Source organism: Micromonospora sp. CNZ280 (assembly GCF_011759515.1).
The window spans coordinates 220,148-240,394 of record NZ_JAAOYP010000003.1; the positions used below are offsets into that span (position 1 = coordinate 220,148).

Below are 20,247 nucleotides of genomic sequence, written 5' to 3' on the forward strand. Positions count from 1 at the left end.
GCGGCACCTCTGTCGGTTGGGCGGCGGACTGGCCTACGTGGGGCGTCGTCTCAGGCGAGCAGTGGTTCGAAGATGTCCCGGCCTAGGGTGACGGCCTGATCCTGTTCGAGGATGGTGGCAGCCAACCCGGGGTGGGCCGTGATCCACTCGTGCGCAGCGGCGGGATTGGTGAAGAAGTTGATGGTGGAGCAGCAGGTGTCCACGGAGCGTCCGGCGGCTCCGGTTGCCGCGTACACGACTACCGCCTCCGCCGGCTCGTAGGTCGCGACACCGTCGGTGATGGTCACACACACCGATTGACCGGTGTGCGGATCGGTAGAGGTGATCACCGCGTCGGTGCTGAGCATGAACGGCATACCCAGCGCGTCGATGGCGCACATCGCGAACACCTCGACGCCGCCGAGTGACACCGCGTGCGGCGTTGGTGTCGGTGAGAACGGGTAGGCCGCGACCAGGCGCTCGGCGTTGTCTACGGCGACAAGGTCCTGCTGAGCGAGGTCCCGCAGAGCGTTGACCGTGTCCAGGTCTGCGGCGTTCACGGCGGCGCGGATGTCGCCGACATTGGGGGCGGTGCCGGTGGTGGCGAAATGGCGCAGGATCGCCCGGTGCACCTGCCGCAGCCTGTCGGGCAACTGCTCGGCGCGGCGGGGCCGGTCGGTCCGGATAGCGTTGCCCGGGTCCGTGCAGCACGCCGCCAGGCTCGGCTCCCTCCGAGCGCTAGCGGGTCCGGCGCCGATTGCCTGGCGCAGGGCAGCGCGGATGCGTTCCCCGGTGGGCAGGTCGAGACGGCACGCCGCCGACCCGTCGCCGTTGCCGCCCATCACGTCCACGCCGTTGACCAGGATCGATGGCGACGGGTAGTCCCCCACGACTTCGGTGACCATCGCCGCCGGCAGTCCGAGGTCGGCCAGCGCGGTGTGCAGCGCCTGCCGGGCCGGGGCAAGGTTTGGACATTCGGGAACGGAACGGAGTTCAACCTGCACCCGACGAGGCAGAGCCGATCCGACGGGTGCCTCGATGAAGCGGTCCGCGCCGGCGGCGGCCTGGTCGACGGGGGACACGGGGATGTCGCCGCGTCCTTGGCTTTTGGCCCAATCGCGTGCGGCCTGGCTGCCCTCGGCCCCTTCAGTATCTGCTGCTGTCATCGCAGTCCCCTTACAGCAAGCGGCCCCGATGGCGAATCGCACATCTTCTGGCCGTCCCGGCTCTAGCCGTACCAGACTGGACCTTCCAGTACAGGGGAAGGTCAAGGGCGCAACGACTGGAGGACGCCGGATGCGGATCGGAGAGCTGGCCGCGGCAACCGGCACGACGACCAAGACCCTGCGGTTCTACGAAGCCTGCGGGCTACTCCCACCCGCCCCACGCACCCGCACCGGATACCGGGACTACGGCGACGACGCGGTCGCCCGGCTCGACTTCATCCGCCGCGGCCGCAGCGCCGGGCTTACCCTCGCCCAGATCCGCGACATCCTCACCGTCCGCGACACCGGCGACGCCCCCTGCGGCCACGTCCGCCAGTTGCTCGCACAACAGCTTGACGCCATCGACGCCCAGCTCGCCGACCTGCGCGACCTGCGCGCCACCGTCGCCCAGCTTCACGGCGCCGCCACCAACGCCGACCCGGACACTTGCCCGCCTGAGCAGGTGTGCCGCTACCTGTAGCCGCCCAGCCTGCCGCCCTTCAGTGTGCGCGCGCCGCCGGCAAGGATCGCAGGGTCAAGCCGACGCGAGCCAGGCTGACCGAAACCGCGACGAGCATCGGCCACACCGGGGTCGGGGCGACATGCAGGATGGCTGCCACCATCACGACGTCCAGCGCGATGAGCCCGAGCCCGCCGAAGTCGCCGAGGCGGGCCCGGCGATAGCTGTGCCGGCTGGTTGCCGAAGTGATCAAGGTGGCGACGACGGCCAGCAGCGCGATCCCGAGCAGGGCCGCGGCCGGTGGGGGGACCGGCCAATTCCAGGCGTGGGCGGCGACGAGAGTGGCGCCCCAGCACAGGCCGACGAGGGGGCCGGTGGCGAGCAGCTTCCGGGCGGCCCGGCGGCTCGGGGACTGCGAGACGAACGCGTCGGTGATCTGGTCGACGCTACCGAATTCGGCGATGGCCGCGCGGGCCGCGTCCGTCGGCGGCAGCCCGGCGGCGAGGTGGTGCTGCCAGGTTTCGGTCAGCCCGTCGGCGAGTTCCTCGACCGCGTCGGCGGGCAGGCGACGGGCCAGGACGCTGAGGTGGGCGTCGATCAGCTGGTGGCTGGCCACGGCCTGGTCTCCAGCAGTGTGGTGATCGCGCTGGCGAACTCACGCCAGTTGGTGCGGTCGGCGTGCAGGCGCCGCTGGCCGGCGGCGGTGAGGTGGTAGGTGCGTCGACGCCGGCCGTCCGCGCTGGACCAGGACCCGGTGATCAGTCCGGCGTTTTCCAGGCGGTGCAGGGCCGGGTAGATCGTGCCGGTGGGTAGATCGAAGCGGCCGCCGCTGCCCTCGCGCAGGGCCTCTTTGACCGCGTACCCGTGCCGCGGGCCGTCCTCCAGCGCGGCGAGGAGCAACACGTCGAGGTGTCCCTTGAGCTCTTGCGCACCGACCTTCATGAGCGGAGCCTATCCGCTCCATAGGTAGCTATGCTACTGTCCGGCCGATAGGTAGTAATCCTAGCTATTGGCGGGTGGGTCGGTATGGGTGAGCTGCTGGCGGTCGATGCACGGGGGCTGGTCAAACGGTTCGGTGAGGTGCCCGCCCTGGCCGGTGTGGACCTACAAGTGCCAACGGGCAAGGTGGTTGGGCTGCTCGGCCCGAACGGGGCGGGCAAGACCACTGCGGTGCGGATCCTGACCACGCTGCTGCCCCCGGACGCCGGGCGGGCTGCGGTGATGGGGTTGGACGTGGTGCGTCAGGCGGAAGCGGTGCGACGTCTCATCGGCCTGTCCGGCCAGTACGCCGCCGTGGATCCCTACCTGACCGGGCGGGAGAACCTGCGCATGATGGGTCGGCTGTCCGGCCTGCGGCGGGCCGCCGCGCGGCGGCGGGCCGATCACCTGCTGGAGTTGTTCGACCTCACCGAGGCTGCCGGCCGCACTGCCCGGACGTACTCCGGCGGGATGCGTCGACGCCTCGACGTGGCCGCCAGCTTGGTTGCCGCGCCTGCGGTGCTGTTCTTGGATGAGCCGACTACCGGTCTGGACCCGCGCGGGAGGCTCGGGCTGTGGCGGCTGCTCGGTGAGCTGACCGCGCAGGGCGTCAGCATCGTGTTGACCACCCAATATCTCGAGGAGGCCGACCGCCTCGCCGACACGATCACGGTTCTCGAGCGCGGCCGGGTGATCGCCACTGGCACCGCCGACGAACTGAAGAGCCAGGTCGGCGGCGACCGCCTGGAACTACAGGCACCATCCGGCACCGACCTGCACCTGCTCGCCGCAGCGATGGCGGGCCTCGGCTCGGCGCGACCGACCGTGGACGTCGAGGCCGGTCGAGTCGTCGTTCCGGTCCCGGATGGGCCGGGCGTCCTGCCTGACGTGGCCGCTCGCCTCGCCGCGAGCGGGTTGCGGGTGTCCGATCTCGCGTTGCGCCGTCCCACGCTCGATGACGTGTTCCTCACCCTCACCGGCCAGCCCACGACGGCTCCCGCGGCATCGGACACCACTATGGCGGGGAGAGTCCGATGACCATGAGCATCACGCCGGGCAGCGTCGTGCGAACGAGTGGGCCCGGTTGGCTGGTGGCGAACGTTGCCACGGTCGCCGGTCGTAATCTGCGCCGCCTGGTGCGGGTACCGACGCTGGTCGCGTTCGCGACCGTGCAGCCGGTCTTGTTCGTCCTGCTGTTCACCTACGCCTGGGGCGGCGCCATCCATCCGCCGGGCGTCTCCCGCTACATCGATTACGCCCTGCCCGGAATCTGGGTCCTCGCCATCGCGTTCGGCGCCTCCCAGACCGGCGTCGCCCTCGCTGACGACCTGGCCACCGGAATGATCGACCGGTTCCGGGCGCTGCCGATGGCCCGCTCCGCCGTCCTGGCCGGCCGCGTCGCCGCAGACGCCGTGCGCAACCTGTTCGTCATCGCGCTCATGACCGGCGTCGGCTACGCGATCGGTTTCCGGTTCCACGCCGGTCCAGCCGCGGCGCTGGCCGCGACCGGGCTCGCCCTGGCGGTCGGGGTGGCATTCTCATGGATCTTCGCGCTGCTCGGGCTGCTAGTACGCGACCCCGAATCGGCGGGCATCGGCGGACTCTTGACCGCCATCCCGCTGATCTTCACCAGTTCCACGTTCGTGCCGGTGTCCACCTTTCCTGGATGGCTGCAAGCCTTCGCCCACGTCAACCCGATCACCGTGACCGTCGATGCGCTGCGAGTGCTGTGCTTGGGCGGCCCGACCTCCACGTACGTATGGCACGCCCTGATGTGGATCGGTGGGCTGGTCGCAGTCACTATCCCGGCAGCTGTCATCCGCTACCGGCGCACCACCGCCGCTTGAACACCCCGCCGGCAGCTGCGGCGACCCGATGACCACCCCACCTCTAGGACGCATCCTTTCCCGGCGCTATCATCGCTTCATGGCGATTGGTTGTGCTCCCGGGCTGGCTCCTGCCGTAGCCCTGTTCCGGTCCCTCGGCGACCCGACCCGGCTGGCGATCCTGCGCCGGCTCGCGTCGGGTGAGGCCCGGGTGGTGGATCTGACCGGCGAGTTGGGGCTGGCGCAGTCGACGGTGTCGAAGCACCTGGCATGCCTTCGGGACTGCGGTCTGATCGACTACCGGGTCGAGGGGCGCCAGTCGTTCTACGCCCTGGCCAGACCGGAGTTGTTGGACCTGCTCCGCTCGGCGGAACAGGTTTTGGCCGCCACCGGTGACGCGGTCGCTCTTTGCCCGGTCTACGGCACTGCGTCCGGCTCTCCTGCGGAGGTGACGGCGTGAGCGTGTCGCTGCTGACCCCGGAACGTCGGGCGGTGCTGTCGCGCCGCAGTCTGTGGCTGGCCTACGCCACCGCCGGCTACAACCTGCTGGAGGGCCTGGTCGCGATCGCCGCCGGCACGGCGGCCTCCTCGACCGCCCTGATCGGCTTCGGCCTGGACTCGTTCGTCGAGGTGTCCAGCGCCGCCGTGCTGATCTGGCAGTTCCGCTCCCGGGTGCCGGAGGATCGGGAGCGGCTCGCGCTGCGGCTGATCGGCGTGTCGTTCTTCGCCCTGGCCGCCTGGGTCACGTTCGACGCCGTACGGTCGCTGCTGGCCGGCGGGGACGCCGACGCCAGTCCGGTCGGCATCGGCCTCGCCGTCGCGTCGCTGATCGTGATGCCGCTGCTCGTACGGGCCAAGCGGCGCACCGGCCGGGAACTCGGCTCGGCCACCGTCATGGCGGACTCGACGCAGACCCTGTTGTGCACCTACCTCTCCGCGGTACTGCTCGTCGGCCTGGTCCTCAACGCCGCGTGGAGCTGGTCCTGGGCCGACCCGGTCGCCGCGCTCGTCATCGCCACGGTCGCGGTCAAGGAGGGCGTGGAAGCCTGGCGCGGCGAGCACTGCGACGACTGCGCGCCCCTGCCCGCCGCCGGCGCGCCTGTCAGCCAGCCCTCGAACTGCGCCGACGGCTGCTGCACCGACGGGAAGGCATGACGATGGCACGCCTCGCTCTGCTGCTCTACCCGCTGGGCCTGCTGCTCGCCTTCGGCTGGCGCACCCTGGAGCAGTGGCGCCGCACCGGCGACACCGGCCTACGCCTCGACGCCGGTCCGCCAGGCACCGTGCGCTGGTGGGCCAAGCTGCTGTTCGTGGCCGCGATCGTGCTCGGCTTCGCCGGCCCGGCCGCCGCCCTCGCCGGCCTGCCGCTCCTGCCCGGCCTCGACCACTGGCCCCTGCATATCGTCGGCCTGGTCCTCGCCGTCGCCGGCATCGCCGCCACACTCGGCGCCCAGCTGGCCATGGGAACCTCCTGGCGCGTCGGCGTCGACCCGACCGAACGCACTCAGCTCGTCACCGCCGGCCCGTTCGCCCTCGCCCGCAATCCCATCTTCACCGCGATGGCGGCCACCAGCTTCGGCCTGGCTCTCATGGTGCCCAACGCCGTCGCGCTGGTCGCCTGGCTCGTCCTGGTCGTCGCGCTGCAGCTGCAGGTCCGCGCCGTCGAGGAGCCCTACCTCATCAGCGTGCACGGCCCGGACTATGGACGCTACGCCGCGCGGGTCGGCCGGTTCGTGCCTGGCATGGGTCGCATGAGGCCTCACAACGCCAGTGAGATTTGGGCCAACACCTCATCCTCGTAGCCGAGAACCCGCCACCGATCTTCGTCCTGATGCAGGCGACCCCACTGCACGACTGTCGGATCAGAGGCACGTCAAGACGTTGGGCACGAGCGCCGACGCGCTGAGTAGGAGCACCGGGCGGGTGGATCGCTGGTCGTGACTCGACGGGTTCAGCCCATCGCAGGCGGCGGTGCGAGGGCAGGCCCCTTCTGGTCCCTCCCGGGCGCAATTGCGGGAGGGTAGGAGACATGGAGCAGTCGACGTCCGAGCAGGGTCCTCGGGGACGCGTATCCAACGTGGTCACGCCCACCGGCGCTCGAACGCGGTGTCGACCTGGATGTCCGCGCTGGCCGCGTAAACACAGGGGCGACACCTGCGCCGGGCGCAGCTGCAAGACACCGCATTGGATGAGCCACCGCCTGCTCGGCTGCCATGACGCCGGGGCACGCTCCTGTCGGCCCGCCGGAGCCGCCAGAAGCCATGCATCTACCCGATGAACACGGTAGGCCGGGTGGGTTTGTTCCGCCGTTGCTCGTTTTGTTTTCGCCACCCGTGCCGGGTCACGCCCTGCGGTTTGAACACCGAGAGGATCAACGTGAGGAGCAGTACCACCAGGCCACCGACGGAATGGAGCAGTGTTCCAGGCAACCCGCGCGGGTCGGCGCTGGACGCCGCCGCCTGTGCCAGGTAGCTCACGGTCTGGGTCTCTATCAGCAAGATGGTCGCGGCAAAGACGGTGAGCAGGAGTTTCACCAACACCCAGTAGTGCCGGAACAGGCCCCACGGCGTGCCTAGCGCGTTGACGGTCCCAATGAGCACCGACGCGAGGGCCAGCGGGACGATGGCGTACAGGACGATCACTTCCATCGCGGAGTACACGCCACGAACCGTCTGGGTGTTGTGACTGGTCACTGCGGTGATGTCGAGAGCGAGGTAGGCGAGGACCGCGCCCAGCCAGCCGACCGAGGTGGCGACGTGGATGGTGAGCACGACCTTACGTAGGCGGGGAGGCATGGTCATCGATAGCTGCCGGCCGAGGCTCGGTTCGCGCCGGGACTGTTGACGGGAGTTGCCGGGATATCGACGGCGGCCGTTGACGCACCGCTGGCACTGGCGTGGCGGCCAGGACCATGACCGCTGCCGGTAAGCACCAGGATCACGGCCAGCAGGATCAGGACGCCGACGATGACCGCGGACACCTTCACCCAACGTGGCGCCCGGGGCGGTTCGCTGCGGGGCGACGCACGCTCGGGGTCCACGCCAGTGCCCTCACCAGCTTCGCGGGAACGGGGCGGGTCAGTCATGAGATTCCTCCTGGCGAGCTTTTGCGAGACACTACGCCTCCATCAAATCATAGTGTTCGCATCGTAGCCATCCCGTATGCTTTGGTGGTGCCGAAGCTGTGGAACACGACGATCGAGGCGCACCGTCAGACGGTGCGCGACGCGATCTTGGAAACCACCTGGGCGCTGGTGAGCGAGCATGGGTTGATGTCGGTGACGATGACGCAGATCGCCGAGAAGGCCGGCATCGGTCGCGCCACCCTGTACAAGTACTTCCCGGATGTCGAATCGATCCTGGCCGCCCATCATGAACGTCACGTCGCCAGTCACCTTGCGCATCTCACTGAACTCCGCGACCAGCCCGGCAGCGCGGGCGAGCGGCTCGAAGCGGTTCTCCAGCGCTACGCCCTCATCTGCCACTACCGGCAGCGGCACGGCACGGAAGAACTGGCGGCACTCCTGCACCGAGATGAGCATGTCGCTCACGCTCAGCAGCAGCTCATCGACCTGTTCCGAGACCTGCTGACCGAGGTGGCCGCCACCGGCGATCTGCGCGACGACGTCGCGCCGGACGAGCTTGCCAGCTACTGCCTTCACGCCCTCACCGCGGCCAGCAACCTGCCGACCGAAGCCGCGGTCAGCCGCCTGGTCGCGGTCACGCTGGCCGGGCTGCGTCCTCCACGCTCGTAAGCCCAGGATCGGGGATTTACCAGCAGGACTGAGAGACCCCTCGGCAGGTAGCCACAGTGAAAACTCATCGCCTCGAACAGCTTGGGAACGGGGCTCGGCCCGCCGGGGACGCCGTCAAGGAACGCGTACGACGTGGAGCCGCTCGGCGACGGTAGTTGGCTGCGCACGGATGAGCGCGGACGACTATGGCGCCGCGTTCATTGAGCTGACCAAGGCACCGCCGATCGCTCGTCTTGTGCAGTGGCGAGGAACAGCTTGCCATCGACTGCGTTCGGTGCGCCGATGTCCGGGTCGAGTAAATGATGCCGGCAGGGGTCGCCGCGGCATAGGCCTGGCCGGCACGTTCGCCAGCGCAGTCGCTGTGAGGCTGCGAGCCTGCGGAATCACGTTTCGCCAGGTGGCATTGGGGCCGACCGGCTGGCGCGGCGCGCAGACGTCCTCGTTGCGCTCCGATACCGCAAACGGCGGACGGATGTGCGGTTCGCTGATACGACCCGAGAGCGGGCGGGCCTCGTCGGCACCCGCCCGCTCTCTCGTTGCGCGGTCAGCGGAGCAGGAACGTCTGCGTCTGCGGGTTGAGCATCGGCAGGTGGCGGGCACCGGCTGTCCGCGGGGTGCTGAGTCGCAGCACGTCGACCCCGCGCGAGATGTCGTTGGCGATGATCAGGCCGTTGTACCAGTAGGTGGACCACTGGTTGGACCGCATGTCGTAGTAGGCGATCTCCTTCGGATTGGCCGGATCGGTCAGGTCGACCACGGAGGTGCCCGAGCCGTAGGCCGAGGAGACCAGGATGTTGCGCCCGGCCACCGGCACGTAGTTGAAGTTGTGGTACGTGCTCGGCTCGTCGCGTGGGATCCGCAGGTGGCTCAGCGGCGCGGCCGGGTTGTCGACGGAGTACGTCCAGATCGCTCCGAAGGGCTCCTGCGGCGCGCCGAAGTACTCGTCGCCGAAGGTCACGTGCTTTCCGTCGTGGGTGAACGCGGCACTGTGCCAGATGTCGACATCAGGCGTGTCGACGTCGGCGGTGACCCGGGGAGCCAGCGGGTTGCTGATGTCCCACAGTTGCCCCTGGGACAGGCAAGCCGCGGCGGCGAGATTGCGAGGGGTGAGCACCTGGATGTCGTGGCAGGCGAAGAAGTCACCGGAGGCCCCCGCGAAGAGGTCGACGCCCTTGACCGTCGGTTCGGCGGCCACCTTGGCGGCGAGGCCGGCGGTACGGTCGTCGCCCGGCACGTCGATCACCGAGATCCGCTCGAAAGGTGCCTGACAGTCGGGGCCGATGTTGCTCGCGCTGAGCGGGTACGACGCGACATAGATGTAGGTGCCGCCGTCCTCCCTGGGTACCAGCGTGTGCGTGTGCGACCCACAGTCCGTACGGATCGCCTGAAGAAACTCCGGTGCCGTTGGGTCGCTGACGTCGAAGACGCGTACGCCCTCCCACGCGCCGGGCGTCGTCGCGGTGACGTTGCGCGACCCTTCGCAGCCCGGCGTGCTCTGCGGCGTGTCCACCGAGAGGAACAGCAGGTCGCCCCAGACGGAGACGTCGCCCTGGGGGCCGTTGCAGTGCACATCGGCCAGTTCCACCGGTTCGCCCGGCTCAGAGATGTCGATGATCCGGAAGCCGCCGTAGTGGCCGGCGAAGACGAGGTCGCCGGCAAAGGCCAGGTCGGAGTTGACGCCGCCGGTGTGGCTGGCAGTGGAGAGCAGGTGCATGTTCTGGCTGTAGCCGTCGGCCGGGCTGCTCGGCGGGGGCGGTGGGACGGACCCGTCGTCCCACGGCTCGTGCGCCTGCGCCGGAGATGAGATCACGGCGAGCAGAATCGCCGTGCCCGCGACGGCGAGTGATCGGATTCGGGAAGGTCTACGCACGGCGCCCCCTCGCGTCGGACGTGTCGCCACACGGTGCGAGCACGATAGTGAATGTCACAGTGTCAAATACCTGCAGCTGTCGCTAGCCCCTGTGGCGAAAACAAACCGGCACCGGTCTGGCCACTCCGGGATCCAGAGGTCTTGGGAGGCAAAGATGTCGGACGACCAGTCCGCCGGCGACAACCACAGGCCGACGGTCGTCGGTCGAATTGGTGGTGACGTGCAGAACACCACCACCCAGTAAGCCTCCGTGGCGCCCGGCCGCGACGTGGAGTCTCGGCATCTTCAGCAGTCCCGGCCGTCGATCGGCCGACCTTCACACGGCCTGTCCGTCTTGCTGGCACTCGCTCGGACACGTCTGTGAGGCCGCGGCCGGCCCCGGCCCTGCTGGTGGGTGGCCACGACGGACGAGGACGGGGCTCTACCTTCTCCAAGGCGTCGACGGCCACAGCACGCAATGTCGCAAGTAGTGCGGATGCTCGGCCGAATCGTCGCATGACAGGCTTCCACCTCGGGCTCTGGCGTGGACGTCGGTACCCGACGTCCACACCAGAGCAGGGGTGTTCAGAAGGTGACGATTGCAAAGAGTCCGATTGCAACCGGTCAGGATGCAGCTGGTTCAGTGCGTGTGGGCCTGAGCGCCTGCAGGTGGTTTCACGGCCGGGACGATGAGCAGTGCCAGGACAGCGGAAGCCGCGGCCACGATGGCGGCGAAGGTGAAGCCGCGGTTGAAGCCGGTGCTGCTGCTGCCGGCGATACTCGCCGCCGCGATGCTGGAGACGACGGCGACTCCGAGGGCGGCGCCGAACTCGTGGAAGGTGCTGAGGAGACCCGACGCGATGCCCGCCTCGTGGTGGGCGACCTGTCCCAGCGCGGTGGTGGAGGCGGCGACGAAGGCGGCGCCGATTCCCGCTGCGCCGACGCTGATTCCCGTCACCACCGAGACCGGGCCGTCCCAGAAGGCGGGTACCGCGGTGCCGACGGCAGCGATCGCAAGGCCCGTCATCGCGACGGGCCGGGTGCCGAGGCGGCCAACGACATGGCCGGCGACTTGCGCGCCGATGATCGTCGCCACGGCGACCGGCAGGAACAGCAGCCCGGTCCGCAGCGCGCCGTAGCCCTTGTGGTGCTGCAGGTAGAACGAGCCGAGGAAGAACACCGCGATCATCAGCGCGGTCGCCACAAGGATCAGGAACGTGCCGCCGGCCACCGACCGTCGGGTCAGGATCCGCAGGTCCATCAGCGGCGACCGCACCGTGCGCTGCACGACGGCGAACAGGACGTAGAGGACGACGGCACCGGCCAGAGTCCCGAGGGTCGCGGCGGTCAGCCAGCCCCGGTCGCCCGCGTTGATCAGCGCGTAGATCGCCGTGCCGGTTGCGGCCGTGACAAGCATGGCGCCCGGCACATCCAGGCGCGCCCGAGCTCCCTGCGGCAGCTCTGCGGGCAGCAGCCGGGCCAGTGCCACCAGCACGACCAGGCCGATGGGCACGTTGATGTAGAACACCCACTGCCAGCCAGGACCGGCGGTCAGGACACCACCCAGCAGGACACCGATCGCCGAGCCGCCACCGCCCAGCGCCGACCAGATGCCGAGCGCCTTGTTGCGCTCCTCTCCGTGGAAGATTCTCGTCACCACCGACAGCGCGGCGGGTGACAGCATCGCCGCACCGACGCCCTGCGCGACGCGGCCGCCGATCAGCATCGCGGCACCTGCGGCCAGACCGGTGACCAGCGACGCGACGGTGAACACGAGCAGGCCGAGCAGCACCACACGCCGGGAACCGAGTAGATCCGCGGCTCGCCCTCCAAGCAGCATCAGGCCGCCGAACATCAACGTGTACGCGCTGACCACCCAGGTCAGCGTGTCGCGTTGCAGGCCGAGGTCCGCGCCAATGTGCGGTAGCGCGATCGCCACCACGGTGACGTCCAAGATGAGCATGAACTGGGCGACGCCGAGCAGTGCCAGCAGGCGCCAGCGGCGTGGGTCGGTGGCAGTGGTTTCCGGTTGGTCGACGGCCTGAGCGGACACGGCGTCGCCTCCAATTCGAACAGCAGTGTTTGACTTGTGTCGGGTACAGTAACTCGTACACCACTGTTCAACAAGGGGGATCGGGTGACGGTACCGACGCCGGCGAAGTCGCCGATCAGGCGAGCGGATGCGCAGCGCAGCATCGCAGCGATACTCGAGGCCGCCGTAAACGCCTTGAGCCGGAACCCCGATGCCAGCGTCAGCGAGATCGCGAAGGCGGCCGGCGTCGGAAGGGTCACGCTCTACGGCCACTTCCCGAACCGCGCCGACCTGGTCGAGGCGGCGCTCGCCCACGCCATCGAACAGGGCCACGCCGCACTCGACGCGGTCGACCTGACCGGCGACACCCGGCAGGCACTCACGAGGCTGATCGACTCCAGCTGGCTGCTGGTCAACCAGTCCCGCTCCCTCCTGCTCGCGGCCCAGACAGTTCTCCCGCCAAGCCGGATCCGCGACCTGCACGCCGGCCCGGCCGAGCGCGTCGAAGGCCTCGTGAAGCGCGGTCAGGACGACGGAGTGTTCCGCAGCGATCTATCCACCTCGTGGCTGGTCGGCGTCATGCACAGCGTGATGCACACTGCCGCCGACGAAATCACCGCCGGCCGCCTCGATCCCGACCAGGCCGCAGCATTCATCACAGCGACCGTCCTGGCCGCCTTCACACCGCCCGGACGCCGCGTCCCCACCTGAGAACCGCAGCCCAACCGGTCCCCGTCACGCCTCAACCACGTCGACAATTAGCTTGTTGACCTATCCGGCGCTGCCTCAAGCGCTACATCGTCCGCGACGCCCTACGCGCCGACTTCGCCGCCCTCACCCCTTGACCTCCATAAGAGGATCGGCGTGGCTGACCGCAACCGCCCACGTCCCGGCGGCTGCCGACGATCTTCGGCGTCGTGCGTCCCGGGGTCGAGCACCAGCGCCGCGGCCTGGCGGTGGAAATCCTCGGGGTAGCTGCTCTGTCGAGCAGGTTTCCTCCTCGACAGGATGCCGACTCAGGAGGTGTCCGGTCTCAGGGGGTCACTTCATCACGGATACCAAGGTTGACAGGCTGGTTCTGTCTGTCACAGATCTCACCGTGCCGCCTTGTCTCTGTAGATGGCAACTCGCACAGCTACGGAAGGTGAGGTCCTCATCGTGAGCGTCGAGAACACCAATGCGACTCCGCTGCCGGCGAAGGTGGAGGTCCTTGCGTCGGTGCCGAATCTGCCGGTACCCGACAATGCTGAGGCGACGACTGTCTTGATCACTCTGCCGCCCGGCAGTCCGGGTAACCCGCCGCACCGCCACACGGCCCTGGGTTGGGGTATGTGGTGAAGGGCGAGATGATCTTCGAGCTGGAGGGCGAGCCGGAGCGTGTCATCAAGGCCGGGGAGACATTCTGGGAGCCGGGCGGCGACGTCATCCACTACCAGGGCGCTAACAACCTTTCCGACGGCGAGACCGTATACGTTGCCACGATCCTCGGTGTGCCCGGTCAGCCGGTGGTCATCCCGGTGAGCGCGGAGGAGCTCGAGGCGCGTCGGGGCCGGCGGGCACCTCGCCCGTGACGACTGGGTGGGGGCCAGCTGGGTGCCGGCCTCCCACCCGACCGTTCCACTTCTCCCCCGAAGGTGCCCTCTGAGAGTTCGAGCGGGGTGTCGCGGGCCTGGCGCCGTACAAAAGCCCTTACGTGTTGTGCGGCGGTCCGCAGAGCCTCCGTTGAGCGGAACGATCAGGGCCGCGCCGCCTTCATCAACGGGCTGGGCTCCGTCGCCCTGCCCGACGGCCGTTGCTTCAGACTCGGCCTCGGCGACCGGCAGCCCGGCGAGTGGGGCGGGCGGATGCGGAACGAGATCCGGGGGCCGTGTTCGCCGACGGCTGGCGGACGATGCCATTGAAGCCACCATCGGCATCATCAACGGCCTTCAGGCCTGGCTGGCCGCCGCCCTCGACTGCATCTGAACCCCGTGCACCCTCACCGCGCCCGGGAAAGGACCTTCATGCTGATCGCCGAAGCGCGCGTCCCGGACCGGCCGGCCGAGCCAGTACCTGACACAGCTGGGCAAGCACCCCAGCCAGATAGGCGGCCATATGGGCCACCGGCCCGGCCTGCACCACGACGGCAAGGCACGGCCTCAGATCCAGCGCGTCGAATGGTCCGACACCGGGACCATCGACGTCGGCTTGGGGCGGTGCACCCTACAAACGGGCCCCGACTCGCGGACACTGCGCGTCGAAGCCACGGACCAGGACGCCCTCCAGCGCATCCAGCGCTCGGAGCCAAGCTGGGGCGAAGCAGTGAAACGGCTGCCACCGCACCTGAGCTTGCCTAGCGTGCATTCATGACGTCTTCACCGCAACCAGCCTGGCCGATCACCTCGGTCTTGACGACGCTGTCCGAGCAGATCCCGCCGGCAGTCCCGCAGCCCACCCAGGTCACGACGCTGCTAGTCGAGATACCGCCCGGTGGTCGCGGTCTGCCGCCCCACCGGCACTCCGGTCCGGTCTTCGGCTACATGCTCGAAGGGGAGATGAAGTTCGAACTCGAAGGCGAGCCCGAACGGGTCATCAGAAGAGGTGAGGCCTTCTGGGAACCGGGGGGAGACCTGATTCACTACCAGGACGCCAACAATCTCGAGGACGCGACGAGCAGGTTCGTCGTGGTGATGTGGGGTGCGCCCGGGGCGCCGATGGTTACCTTCGTGGACGCGGACGAACTCGAGCGTCGCCGCGACCGGCGGGCACCGAGACCAGCGTGAACCGTGGACCGGCACAGAGCGAGCGGCCGCCCACCCGATCGGCGTTGGGGATCCCGGTGTCGAAGAGCACCAGGATCTGCCGCCATAAGGTCTGCACTCTTGGTGGCGGGCGCTCCAGCTCGGGCGGGCCAGACCATCGAGCGCGAAGGACGCTTGACCCCTCGGCGTCTGCTCGAGAACGAGCTGGGCGCCGAAACCACTCATCAACACCTCGCCACGCAAGCTCGCCGGACAATCCTGACCCGCGAGCATCCCACGCTCGAACGTAGGCGTACGCCCTGGAGATTGTCGCAGTACAACTCCGTCTGGCGCGCCGACGAGGGGCAGCGGGCGGCCCTGGCCGAGGTGCGGCAGCGCACCGACCAGCGGCTGACGCGGGCCCCCGGCAGACTCGTCGACGTCCGACAACGCCGCTGGCCGGGCCCCTGATGTTGGAGCCCGGCCTGCGGCGCGTGGCGCGAGGGGTATTAGCTGGAGTAGCCGCGGGCGGCGATCCAGTTGGCCATCTTCTGGTCGGTCATCCAGTAGTGCTTCTCCGGGTCGTACGGGTCGGCGACCTTCACCCTGTCGCCGTCGTCGTCATATCCGACGATGGTCACGTAGTGCCCGCCGGGGAACACATGCTGCTCACCATCGGTGTCGACCCCGGTTCCCATGGTGTTGGCCACTACGCCCCGCTTGGCGTCGACCGCCTCAACCACGTCGGCACTTAGCTTGTCGACCTGCTCCGGCGTGGCATTGACTCCGCCGATCTCCGTGGTCTCGTAGCCGCCACCGGTCACCTCGTTCAACACCCGGGTGGTGTCATTGGCAGAATTCGTACCAGCCTCGGTCGTACCCAACTTCTGGGCGACCTCCTTCTGACTCAGGACCTTGCCCTGCGTGGACAGGGCGATCCGGGTCGCCGCCGGGGCGCAGTAGTAGCCGTTCGGCTGCTTCTGGTAGTCGTGCTCCAGCACCCTGTTGTCTTCGTCCGGAGGCGGCTGCGGCTGGGGCGGTTTGGGCGGCTCCGGCGGCGGCTGCGACTCGTGCGATAGCTGCACCGTAACGGCCGGCGTGTCCACTGCCGGACTGGCGTGAGCGGCCATCGCCGGAGCGGCAACAGCGCCACCGGTGACCATGAGGGCAACGGACAGCGTGCTCTTTCGGAAACGTGATTTCATCGTCAAGCTCCCATCGGGTTGACGCCTCCGGAAAGTCGGAGGCGCGGTACCGCGGGGAGAGAACGCCCGCGGTACGCCGTCGGTGCCTCGGACACTCCCGGCGTCCTGGCCTCACGACCGGCTTGCCGGGCTCTCAGTCACCGATTACCCGGCGCAGTTTCGTGAAAACACTGCGAACCTCGCGGAGTAGGAGGAGAATCACCGCCCTCCGGCAGCCCCATCCGGCCGCACCCGCCATCCGCCGCAATGGCGGAGAAGCGCCCGATGGCTCTCCCCAGCGACGGCACGCTTGGCGGAGTCTTTGCCCGCCAAACCCGACACTCGCACCAGGCGCAGCTGGGTACGGCACCGGGATGCCGGACGAGACGACGTTGTCGAGCCGCGGAATCACCCTGCGTGCGCCGGCGCTGGCTCAGCGAGGGACGCCGTGCATCATCTGGTCACGTGCGTCCGCACCAACCTCGGCCCCGCCGACATCTGCGAGAGCACCAGACGGCCGCAACGTGACCACCCGCTCGCGGCGCTCCTGTATCACGGCCCTCATGTGCCTGACTCGCGGCAGCATCTGCGCGGATTCCTCGCGGACTTGCTGACCGAGGCGGCCGTGGCAGGCCATGTCCTTGACGACGCCCCGCCTACCGAGCTGGCGGCCTACTGCCTGCACGCCCTGGGATGCGGCCACCGAATGTCCACCAGAGCCGGTGTCGAACGGCTTGTCGCCACCACGATCTCAGGGCTGCGACCCTGGTTTGTCTACCGAAACGTGGCGTTGACTGCCTGATCCGGTTGGCCGCCGCAACAGCGGCCCGACCGTTCTTCACCCAGCACAACCCGCCCTGACCTTAAGGACGAGGACCTCCCTGGAGGCCAGGTGCGGTGCCGAAGGGCCTGCTATGCGGGTGTCAGATCCGTCGCGCGGTGAGCCAGCGGTCTGGCCAGTAGCCGCTGCCATCCAGCAGCGGAGCGCCAGAGAGGTCGCCCATGGTCGGGCCGTCCGTCTGGGATCGGCTGGAGATGAACCGGTGGTGCCCCCCATCGTCCATGCCGAGATAGATGCCCGAGTGGTCGATCTGGTTGTTGGGTATCGGCTGGGCGTTCAGGAACACCAGGTCGCCGGGGAGCAGACGGTCGATGGCCCGGGCCCGCTGCCCGGTATTAGGCATCAATTGCACGCCTGGGCCAAACTCAGCCATCGCATATGCCCGCCGCGGAAGTCCCTCACCGGGTGTGTTCGTGCCGCGCAGCGGATACCCGAGGCGGTGACCGTAGACCATCCGGAGGAAGCCGGAGCAGTCCAGTGCCAACTTGCGTTGCGGCTCGGGCATCTCGCTCTTACCGTCTGGGAAGGTCCACGGGACGCCAAGGTAGTCGTAGAAATCGGAGCGTTCCTGACGGCCATCTGGATCCGCAGGGTCCGGTGGTCCGAACGATGCGTCCCCCGAATACTGTTGTCCATCGTTGTTCTTCTTGGCCGGGGCCCCGTCGACGTATTCGAAGGCGATCGCCAGTACATCCGGCGAGCGGTCCTGGCGGGCTGCTGAGAGCCAATCATTGAACCATTCCTGGGTTTCCGCGCCGGCCTGCCATGGCTGCGGTGCGATCCGGACCCACACGTCGGTGTCGACCTTCGCGGATGTGAAGGTCGGCTCCTCGAACGTCCGCAGCGGACCGTAGATCTGTGCCGTCCGTGCGCCATCGGTCATGACCGCGACAGGTTGTCCGGACGAGTCAATGATTTCCGTGCGATCTGGTTCCTTTGCCCGCTGGTAGGTGTAGCCCGAGGGGCCACGTGTGGGACCTCCGGCCGCCCCCGCGCCGCCCAACGTGATCTCGATTTGGTCCTCGGGTGCTGGCCGCACCACGACATAGGTAACCGCACTGGCGACGACCAACAGCACGAAACCGGCGATATTCAGCAGGACGAACCTTTTACGGGAGTGCGCCCAGAGTTTCATTCCCACCTTCTCCTCTCGGAACTAGGCCTGGGCGATCGGTCAGGTCCTTCAGCACGAGGCCGGCGACGCAGCGATGAATGTGAAACTGAGCCCTGGTCGCTGGTTCACTACCCGCTCCCGCCTTCTACTAACGACCAGTAGTAGACGGCTTGGCCGCGCCTGTGTAACGTCCGGTGATGTTCCGTCGGCGTCCACTTGGCGTGTCGCTGCCCTGCGTGGTGTAGGCGCGGCAGCCTGCTTTCCGGGCAGGAAGCAGCCGAGGTGTGGTCGAAGCGTTCGGCAGGGAGGTACGCGATGGTGAGGTCGCCCGGTTACCGTTTGCTGGTCACTGCTGTGGTGGCCGTGCTGCTCGGTGTTGCCGGCGCGGCCAGTGTTGCTGCGCCCGCCGCTGCCGCACCGTCACCTGCGGAGATCGAACGGCAGCTCGACGCGGCGTGGGAGAAGCTCGAGCCCGTCATTGAGCAGTACAACAAGGTCCACTCGGAGCTGCAGGCGAACAGGCGCCGGTCCGCAGCGCTGCAGAAGAGGATCGCGCCACTGCAACTGCAGGTCGAGATGTCCGTCGGCCAGGTGGGTGGGCTGGCGGCGCGGCAGTACCGGCTGGGGCCTGCCTCCTACGTCAACGCCATCCTTACCACCGATGATCCGCAGACGATGTCAGACCGGCTGGCGGTGCTGGACTATTTCGCTCGGTCGAGCAATCGGGCTATCGCCGATGTGGTGGCGTTGCGTGATGACCTGGTGCGTCAACGTGCGGCCGTCGAGGCTCTGGTGACCAAGCAGAAGCGGCTGGATGCGGACCTTGCGGAGCGCCGCAAGGTGATTCAGGCCGAGGTCGACCGGCTTGAGCAGTTGCGGGCCCGATCCGGCGGTGCATCGAGTCCGTCCACGGCGTCGTTGCGGATCGGGCCCTGCCCAGCGGTCGACCCGGGCGGTGCCGCCGGGACAGCGGTACGGGTCGCCTGCGCCCAAATTGGCAAGCCGTATGTGTGGGGATCGGATGGGCCTGACTCCTTTGACTGCTCCGGCCTGACCCAGTATGCGTGGAAAGCGGCCGGAGTGACGCTGACACACTTCACCGGCGCGCAGTGGCGTGAAGGTACCCCGGTGGACCGGGCGAACCTTCGCCCGGGTGATCTTGTCTTCTTCTACAGCGACCTGCATCACGTGGGCATGTATGTCGGCAACGGCCTTCTCGTTCACGCGTCGCGCGCCGGGGTGCCGGTGAAGATGGCGCGGCTGAACAGCATGCCGTACATGGGTGCACGTCGCCCCTGAGCACCGGGCCACCTCTCACCGAACCGCCCTGCCCACTACCTCACCTGACTGCGTTGTGCTAGGTCCGCCGCCGCTGAATTTGCCCACTACGTCGCAGGCACGGTCCAGAGGGACGCCTTCCTGCTGCCGGTATCCGGCACGACCCGGGTCGCCGCACTTGCGGCTGCGATATCCGACTTGCTGGCCCCCGATCCAGACGGCCCTCTTGTCTGCCAGCCTTACGGGTCGCCCACCGGCAATTACTCGGAGTCCCTGTTAGCGCAGTGGCAGGACGGGTATGCGCTGCCGCCCAGAGTCCTACTACCCGCGGCCGTAGTTCGCCGATACCGGACCAGGTCCTTTGTCAGCGGCCCTTGCCGGGCATTGTGGAGGCAGCATGAGCAGGAGACGTTTCCCACTCGTCGGTGGCTTCGTCGCACTGGCCATTGCCATCGGGGGATGCAGCGATGGAATGCGGGTCACCGCGGCAGTCCAGACGGCCAGTCCGAGCACGCCCGCCCCGGCGGGGTCGGCGCACGGCTCGGCCATGTTCGCGGCGATGATGATCTCGCACCACGAGGAAGGCATCGAGCTCGCCCAGCTGGCGGTGAACAAGGCGTCCACGCCCGGAGTGAAGGCGGTGGCTGAGCGCTCGTTGCGCAATCAGCAGGCTGAGCTGCCCGAGCTTCGACGCGTCGCCGAAGGCGGGAACATGACCGCGCAGCCGCCGGAGCCGCCGCTGGCGAAATTCAACGAGCAGGAGATGAGCGAGTTGCAGACGCTGTCCGGCCGGGAGTTCGACCTCGGGTGGTTGGACGTGTTCAGTGCTCACCACATGTCGGCGATCATGATGGCGGACATGGAATTGGCCCCCGGTAGCGGTGAGGCCGCGGACCTCGCCAAGAAGATCCACGAGGAGCAACTCCGGGACGTTAGCGAGATGAACAATCTGCGCGACCAACTGCGATAGCGCCTTGCTCTGCCGGGGCGTCGTTGCCGATGGGCTGCCGGGGTCTGGTTCGCGGCT

At 68.3% G+C, this 20,247-nt stretch carries 24 protein-coding genes; 15 read left to right on the forward strand and 9 right to left on the reverse strand.

Going from position 1 to position 20,247, the window contains the following annotated elements; all coding sequences use genetic code 11:
* Positions 1 to 50 precede the first annotated feature (50 nt).
* A complete protein-coding gene (locus FHX32_RS22670; RefSeq protein WP_167186876.1) occupies positions 51 to 1,145 on the reverse strand; it encodes an alkylmercury lyase family protein in 1,095 nt (364 codons plus the stop codon).
* Between the two features lie 130 nt (positions 1,146 to 1,275).
* Between FHX32_RS22670 and FHX32_RS22675 the strand changes: the two genes are divergently transcribed.
* Complete coding sequence (locus FHX32_RS22675; protein WP_167186879.1) at positions 1,276 to 1,665, forward strand: heavy metal-responsive transcriptional regulator; 390 nt, start codon at positions 1,276 to 1,278, stop codon at positions 1,663 to 1,665.
* A gap of 19 nt (positions 1,666 to 1,684) precedes the next feature.
* On the opposite strand, the gene FHX32_RS22680 is transcribed toward FHX32_RS22675, so the two are convergent.
* Together FHX32_RS22680 and FHX32_RS22685 are read right to left on the reverse strand one after the other, a co-directional pair.
* Positions 1,685 to 2,260: a permease prefix domain 1-containing protein gene (locus FHX32_RS22680; protein WP_167186882.1), complete on the reverse strand. Its 576-nt coding sequence runs from the start codon at positions 2,258 to 2,260 to the stop codon at positions 1,685 to 1,687.
* Positions 2,242 to 2,586 (reverse strand): helix-turn-helix transcriptional regulator, encoded by a 345-nt coding sequence (locus tag FHX32_RS22685; RefSeq protein ID WP_167186885.1) that lies wholly within the window; start codon positions 2,584 to 2,586, stop codon positions 2,242 to 2,244. The genes FHX32_RS22680 and FHX32_RS22685 overlap by 19 nt, the downstream gene beginning before the upstream one ends.
* Before the next feature lie 84 nt (positions 2,587 to 2,670).
* Here FHX32_RS22685 and FHX32_RS22690 point away from each other — a divergent pair, with 84 nt between their 5' ends.
* The 5 genes from FHX32_RS22690 (at position 2,671) to FHX32_RS22710 (ending at position 6,250) form a co-directional block, all read left to right on the forward strand.
* Entirely contained in the window at positions 2,671 to 3,660 is a 990-nt protein-coding gene (locus FHX32_RS22690) for an ATP-binding cassette domain-containing protein (RefSeq protein ID WP_208419157.1), read from the forward strand.
* A complete protein-coding gene (locus tag FHX32_RS22695) occupies positions 3,657 to 4,469 on the forward strand; it encodes an ABC transporter permease (RefSeq protein WP_486481271.1) in 813 nt (270 codons plus the stop codon). The genes FHX32_RS22690 and FHX32_RS22695 overlap by 4 nt, the downstream gene beginning before the upstream one ends.
* A 79-nt stretch (positions 4,470 to 4,548) precedes the next feature.
* Positions 4,549 to 4,908, forward strand: coding sequence for a metalloregulator ArsR/SmtB family transcription factor (locus FHX32_RS22700; protein WP_167186888.1), 360 nt, complete (start codon positions 4,549 to 4,551; stop codon positions 4,906 to 4,908).
* Positions 4,905 to 5,603 (forward strand): cation efflux transmembrane domain-containing protein, encoded by a 699-nt coding sequence (locus FHX32_RS22705; RefSeq protein ID WP_167186891.1) that lies wholly within the window; start codon positions 4,905 to 4,907, stop codon positions 5,601 to 5,603. Before FHX32_RS22700 ends, FHX32_RS22705 begins: the two co-directional genes overlap by 4 nt.
* A 2-nt stretch (positions 5,604 to 5,605) precedes the next feature.
* Positions 5,606 to 6,250, forward strand: coding sequence for a methyltransferase family protein (locus FHX32_RS22710; RefSeq protein WP_167186894.1), 645 nt, complete (start codon positions 5,606 to 5,608; stop codon positions 6,248 to 6,250).
* 465 nt (positions 6,251 to 6,715) lie between these two features.
* On the opposite strand, the gene FHX32_RS22715 is transcribed toward FHX32_RS22710, so the two are convergent.
* Positions 6,716 to 7,219, reverse strand: coding sequence for a DUF2269 domain-containing protein (locus tag FHX32_RS22715; RefSeq protein WP_486481272.1), 504 nt, complete (start codon positions 7,217 to 7,219; stop codon positions 6,716 to 6,718).
* A gap of 26 nt (positions 7,220 to 7,245) precedes the next feature.
* Positions 7,246 to 7,428 (reverse strand): hypothetical protein, encoded by a 183-nt coding sequence (locus FHX32_RS22720; RefSeq protein ID WP_167186418.1) that lies wholly within the window; start codon positions 7,426 to 7,428, stop codon positions 7,246 to 7,248.
* Between the two features lie 192 nt (positions 7,429 to 7,620).
* On the opposite strand from FHX32_RS22720, the gene FHX32_RS22725 reads away from it, so the two are divergent.
* Positions 7,621 to 8,202, forward strand: a complete 582-nt coding sequence (locus tag FHX32_RS22725) for a TetR/AcrR family transcriptional regulator (protein ID WP_167186900.1) — start codon at positions 7,621 to 7,623, stop codon at positions 8,200 to 8,202.
* A 544-nt stretch (positions 8,203 to 8,746) separates the two neighbouring features.
* Here FHX32_RS22725 and FHX32_RS22730 read toward each other — a convergent pair.
* Both FHX32_RS22730 and FHX32_RS22735 read right to left on the reverse strand, forming a co-directional pair.
* Positions 8,747 to 10,012 carry an LVIVD repeat-containing protein gene (locus tag FHX32_RS22730; RefSeq protein WP_167186903.1) on the reverse strand — a complete coding sequence of 422 codons (1,266 nt, stop codon included), beginning with the start codon at positions 10,010 to 10,012 and terminating at the stop codon, positions 8,747 to 8,749.
* 679 nt (positions 10,013 to 10,691) lie between these two features.
* The gene (locus FHX32_RS22735; RefSeq protein WP_486481273.1) at positions 10,692 to 12,104 is read right to left on the reverse strand and encodes an MFS transporter; all 1,413 of its coding nucleotides are present in this window, start codon (positions 12,102 to 12,104) and stop codon (positions 10,692 to 10,694) included.
* A gap of 84 nt (positions 12,105 to 12,188) precedes the next feature.
* On the opposite strand from FHX32_RS22735, the gene FHX32_RS22740 reads away from it, so the two are divergent.
* The 5 genes from FHX32_RS22740 (at position 12,189) to FHX32_RS22760 (ending at position 15,274) form a co-directional block, all read left to right on the forward strand.
* A complete protein-coding gene (locus FHX32_RS22740; protein ID WP_167186907.1) occupies positions 12,189 to 12,794 on the forward strand; it encodes a TetR/AcrR family transcriptional regulator in 606 nt (201 codons plus the stop codon).
* Positions 12,795 to 13,241: 447 nt separating this feature from the next.
* Entirely contained in the window at positions 13,242 to 13,421 is a 180-nt protein-coding gene (locus tag FHX32_RS34640; protein WP_208419160.1) for a hypothetical protein, read from the forward strand.
* Positions 13,422 to 13,429: 8 nt separating this feature from the next.
* Complete coding sequence (locus FHX32_RS34645; RefSeq protein WP_208419161.1) at positions 13,430 to 13,654, forward strand: hypothetical protein; 225 nt, start codon at positions 13,430 to 13,432, stop codon at positions 13,652 to 13,654.
* 774 nt (positions 13,655 to 14,428) lie between these two features.
* Positions 14,429 to 14,845, forward strand: a complete 417-nt coding sequence (locus FHX32_RS22755) for a cupin domain-containing protein (protein ID WP_167186910.1) — start codon at positions 14,429 to 14,431, stop codon at positions 14,843 to 14,845.
* A 153-nt stretch (positions 14,846 to 14,998) separates the two neighbouring features.
* A complete protein-coding gene (locus tag FHX32_RS22760; protein ID WP_167186913.1) occupies positions 14,999 to 15,274 on the forward strand; it encodes a hypothetical protein in 276 nt (91 codons plus the stop codon).
* Positions 15,275 to 15,312: 38 nt separating this feature from the next.
* On the opposite strand, the gene FHX32_RS22765 is transcribed toward FHX32_RS22760, so the two are convergent.
* The gene (locus FHX32_RS22765; protein ID WP_208419162.1) at positions 15,313 to 16,008 is read right to left on the reverse strand and encodes a C39 family peptidase; all 696 of its coding nucleotides are present in this window, start codon (positions 16,006 to 16,008) and stop codon (positions 15,313 to 15,315) included.
* A 427-nt stretch (positions 16,009 to 16,435) separates the two neighbouring features.
* Between FHX32_RS22765 and FHX32_RS22770 the strand changes: the two genes are divergently transcribed.
* The gene (locus tag FHX32_RS22770) at positions 16,436 to 16,789 is read left to right on the forward strand and encodes a hypothetical protein (protein ID WP_167186915.1); all 354 of its coding nucleotides are present in this window, start codon (positions 16,436 to 16,438) and stop codon (positions 16,787 to 16,789) included.
* 121 nt (positions 16,790 to 16,910) lie between these two features.
* Here FHX32_RS22770 and FHX32_RS22775 read toward each other — a convergent pair whose 3' ends face one another.
* The gene (locus FHX32_RS22775; protein ID WP_167186918.1) at positions 16,911 to 17,963 is read right to left on the reverse strand and encodes an NlpC/P60 family protein; all 1,053 of its coding nucleotides are present in this window, start codon (positions 17,961 to 17,963) and stop codon (positions 16,911 to 16,913) included.
* A 294-nt stretch (positions 17,964 to 18,257) separates the two neighbouring features.
* Here FHX32_RS22775 and FHX32_RS22780 point away from each other — a divergent pair, with 294 nt between their 5' ends.
* Together FHX32_RS22780 and FHX32_RS22785 are read left to right on the forward strand one after the other, a co-directional pair.
* Positions 18,258 to 19,241, forward strand: coding sequence for an NlpC/P60 family protein (locus FHX32_RS22780; RefSeq protein ID WP_167186921.1), 984 nt, complete (start codon positions 18,258 to 18,260; stop codon positions 19,239 to 19,241).
* 376 nt (positions 19,242 to 19,617) lie between these two features.
* The gene (locus FHX32_RS22785; RefSeq protein WP_167186924.1) at positions 19,618 to 20,190 is read left to right on the forward strand and encodes a DUF305 domain-containing protein; all 573 of its coding nucleotides are present in this window, start codon (positions 19,618 to 19,620) and stop codon (positions 20,188 to 20,190) included.
* Positions 20,191 to 20,247: the final 57 nt, after the last annotated feature.

What these genes read in the sequence shown, in the direction of transcription:
- FHX32_RS22775 (WP_167186918.1), bottom strand. Translation starts at nt 17,963, where the DNA reads ATGAAACTCTGGGCGCACTCCCGTAAAAGGTTCGTCCTGCTGAATATC.
- FHX32_RS22695 (WP_486481271.1), top strand. Translation starts at nt 3,657, where the DNA reads ATGACCATGAGCATCACGCCGGGCAGCGTCGTGCGAACGAGTGGGCCC.
- FHX32_RS22685 (WP_167186885.1), bottom strand. Translation starts at nt 2,586, where the DNA reads ATGAAGGTCGGTGCGCAAGAGCTCAAGGGACACCTCGACGTGTTGCTC.
- FHX32_RS22670 (WP_167186876.1), bottom strand. Translation starts at nt 1,145, where the DNA reads ATGACAGCAGCAGATACTGAAGGGGCCGAGGGCAGCCAGGCCGCACGC.
- FHX32_RS22675 (WP_167186879.1), top strand. Translation starts at nt 1,276, where the DNA reads ATGCGGATCGGAGAGCTGGCCGCGGCAACCGGCACGACGACCAAGACC.
- FHX32_RS22710 (WP_167186894.1), top strand. Translation starts at nt 5,606, where the DNA reads ATGGCACGCCTCGCTCTGCTGCTCTACCCGCTGGGCCTGCTGCTCGCC.
- FHX32_RS22755 (WP_167186910.1), top strand. Translation starts at nt 14,429, where the DNA reads ATGACGTCTTCACCGCAACCAGCCTGGCCGATCACCTCGGTCTTGACG.
- FHX32_RS34645 (WP_208419161.1), top strand. Translation starts at nt 13,430, where the DNA reads ATGATCTTCGAGCTGGAGGGCGAGCCGGAGCGTGTCATCAAGGCCGGG.
- FHX32_RS22700 (WP_167186888.1), top strand. Translation starts at nt 4,549, where the DNA reads ATGGCGATTGGTTGTGCTCCCGGGCTGGCTCCTGCCGTAGCCCTGTTC.
- FHX32_RS22780 (WP_167186921.1), top strand. Translation starts at nt 18,258, where the DNA reads ATGGTGAGGTCGCCCGGTTACCGTTTGCTGGTCACTGCTGTGGTGGCC.
- FHX32_RS22765 (WP_208419162.1), bottom strand. Translation starts at nt 16,008, where the DNA reads ATGAAATCACGTTTCCGAAAGAGCACGCTGTCCGTTGCCCTCATGGTC.
- FHX32_RS22690 (WP_208419157.1), top strand. Translation starts at nt 2,671, where the DNA reads ATGGGTGAGCTGCTGGCGGTCGATGCACGGGGGCTGGTCAAACGGTTC.
- FHX32_RS22785 (WP_167186924.1), top strand. Translation starts at nt 19,618, where the DNA reads ATGAGCAGGAGACGTTTCCCACTCGTCGGTGGCTTCGTCGCACTGGCC.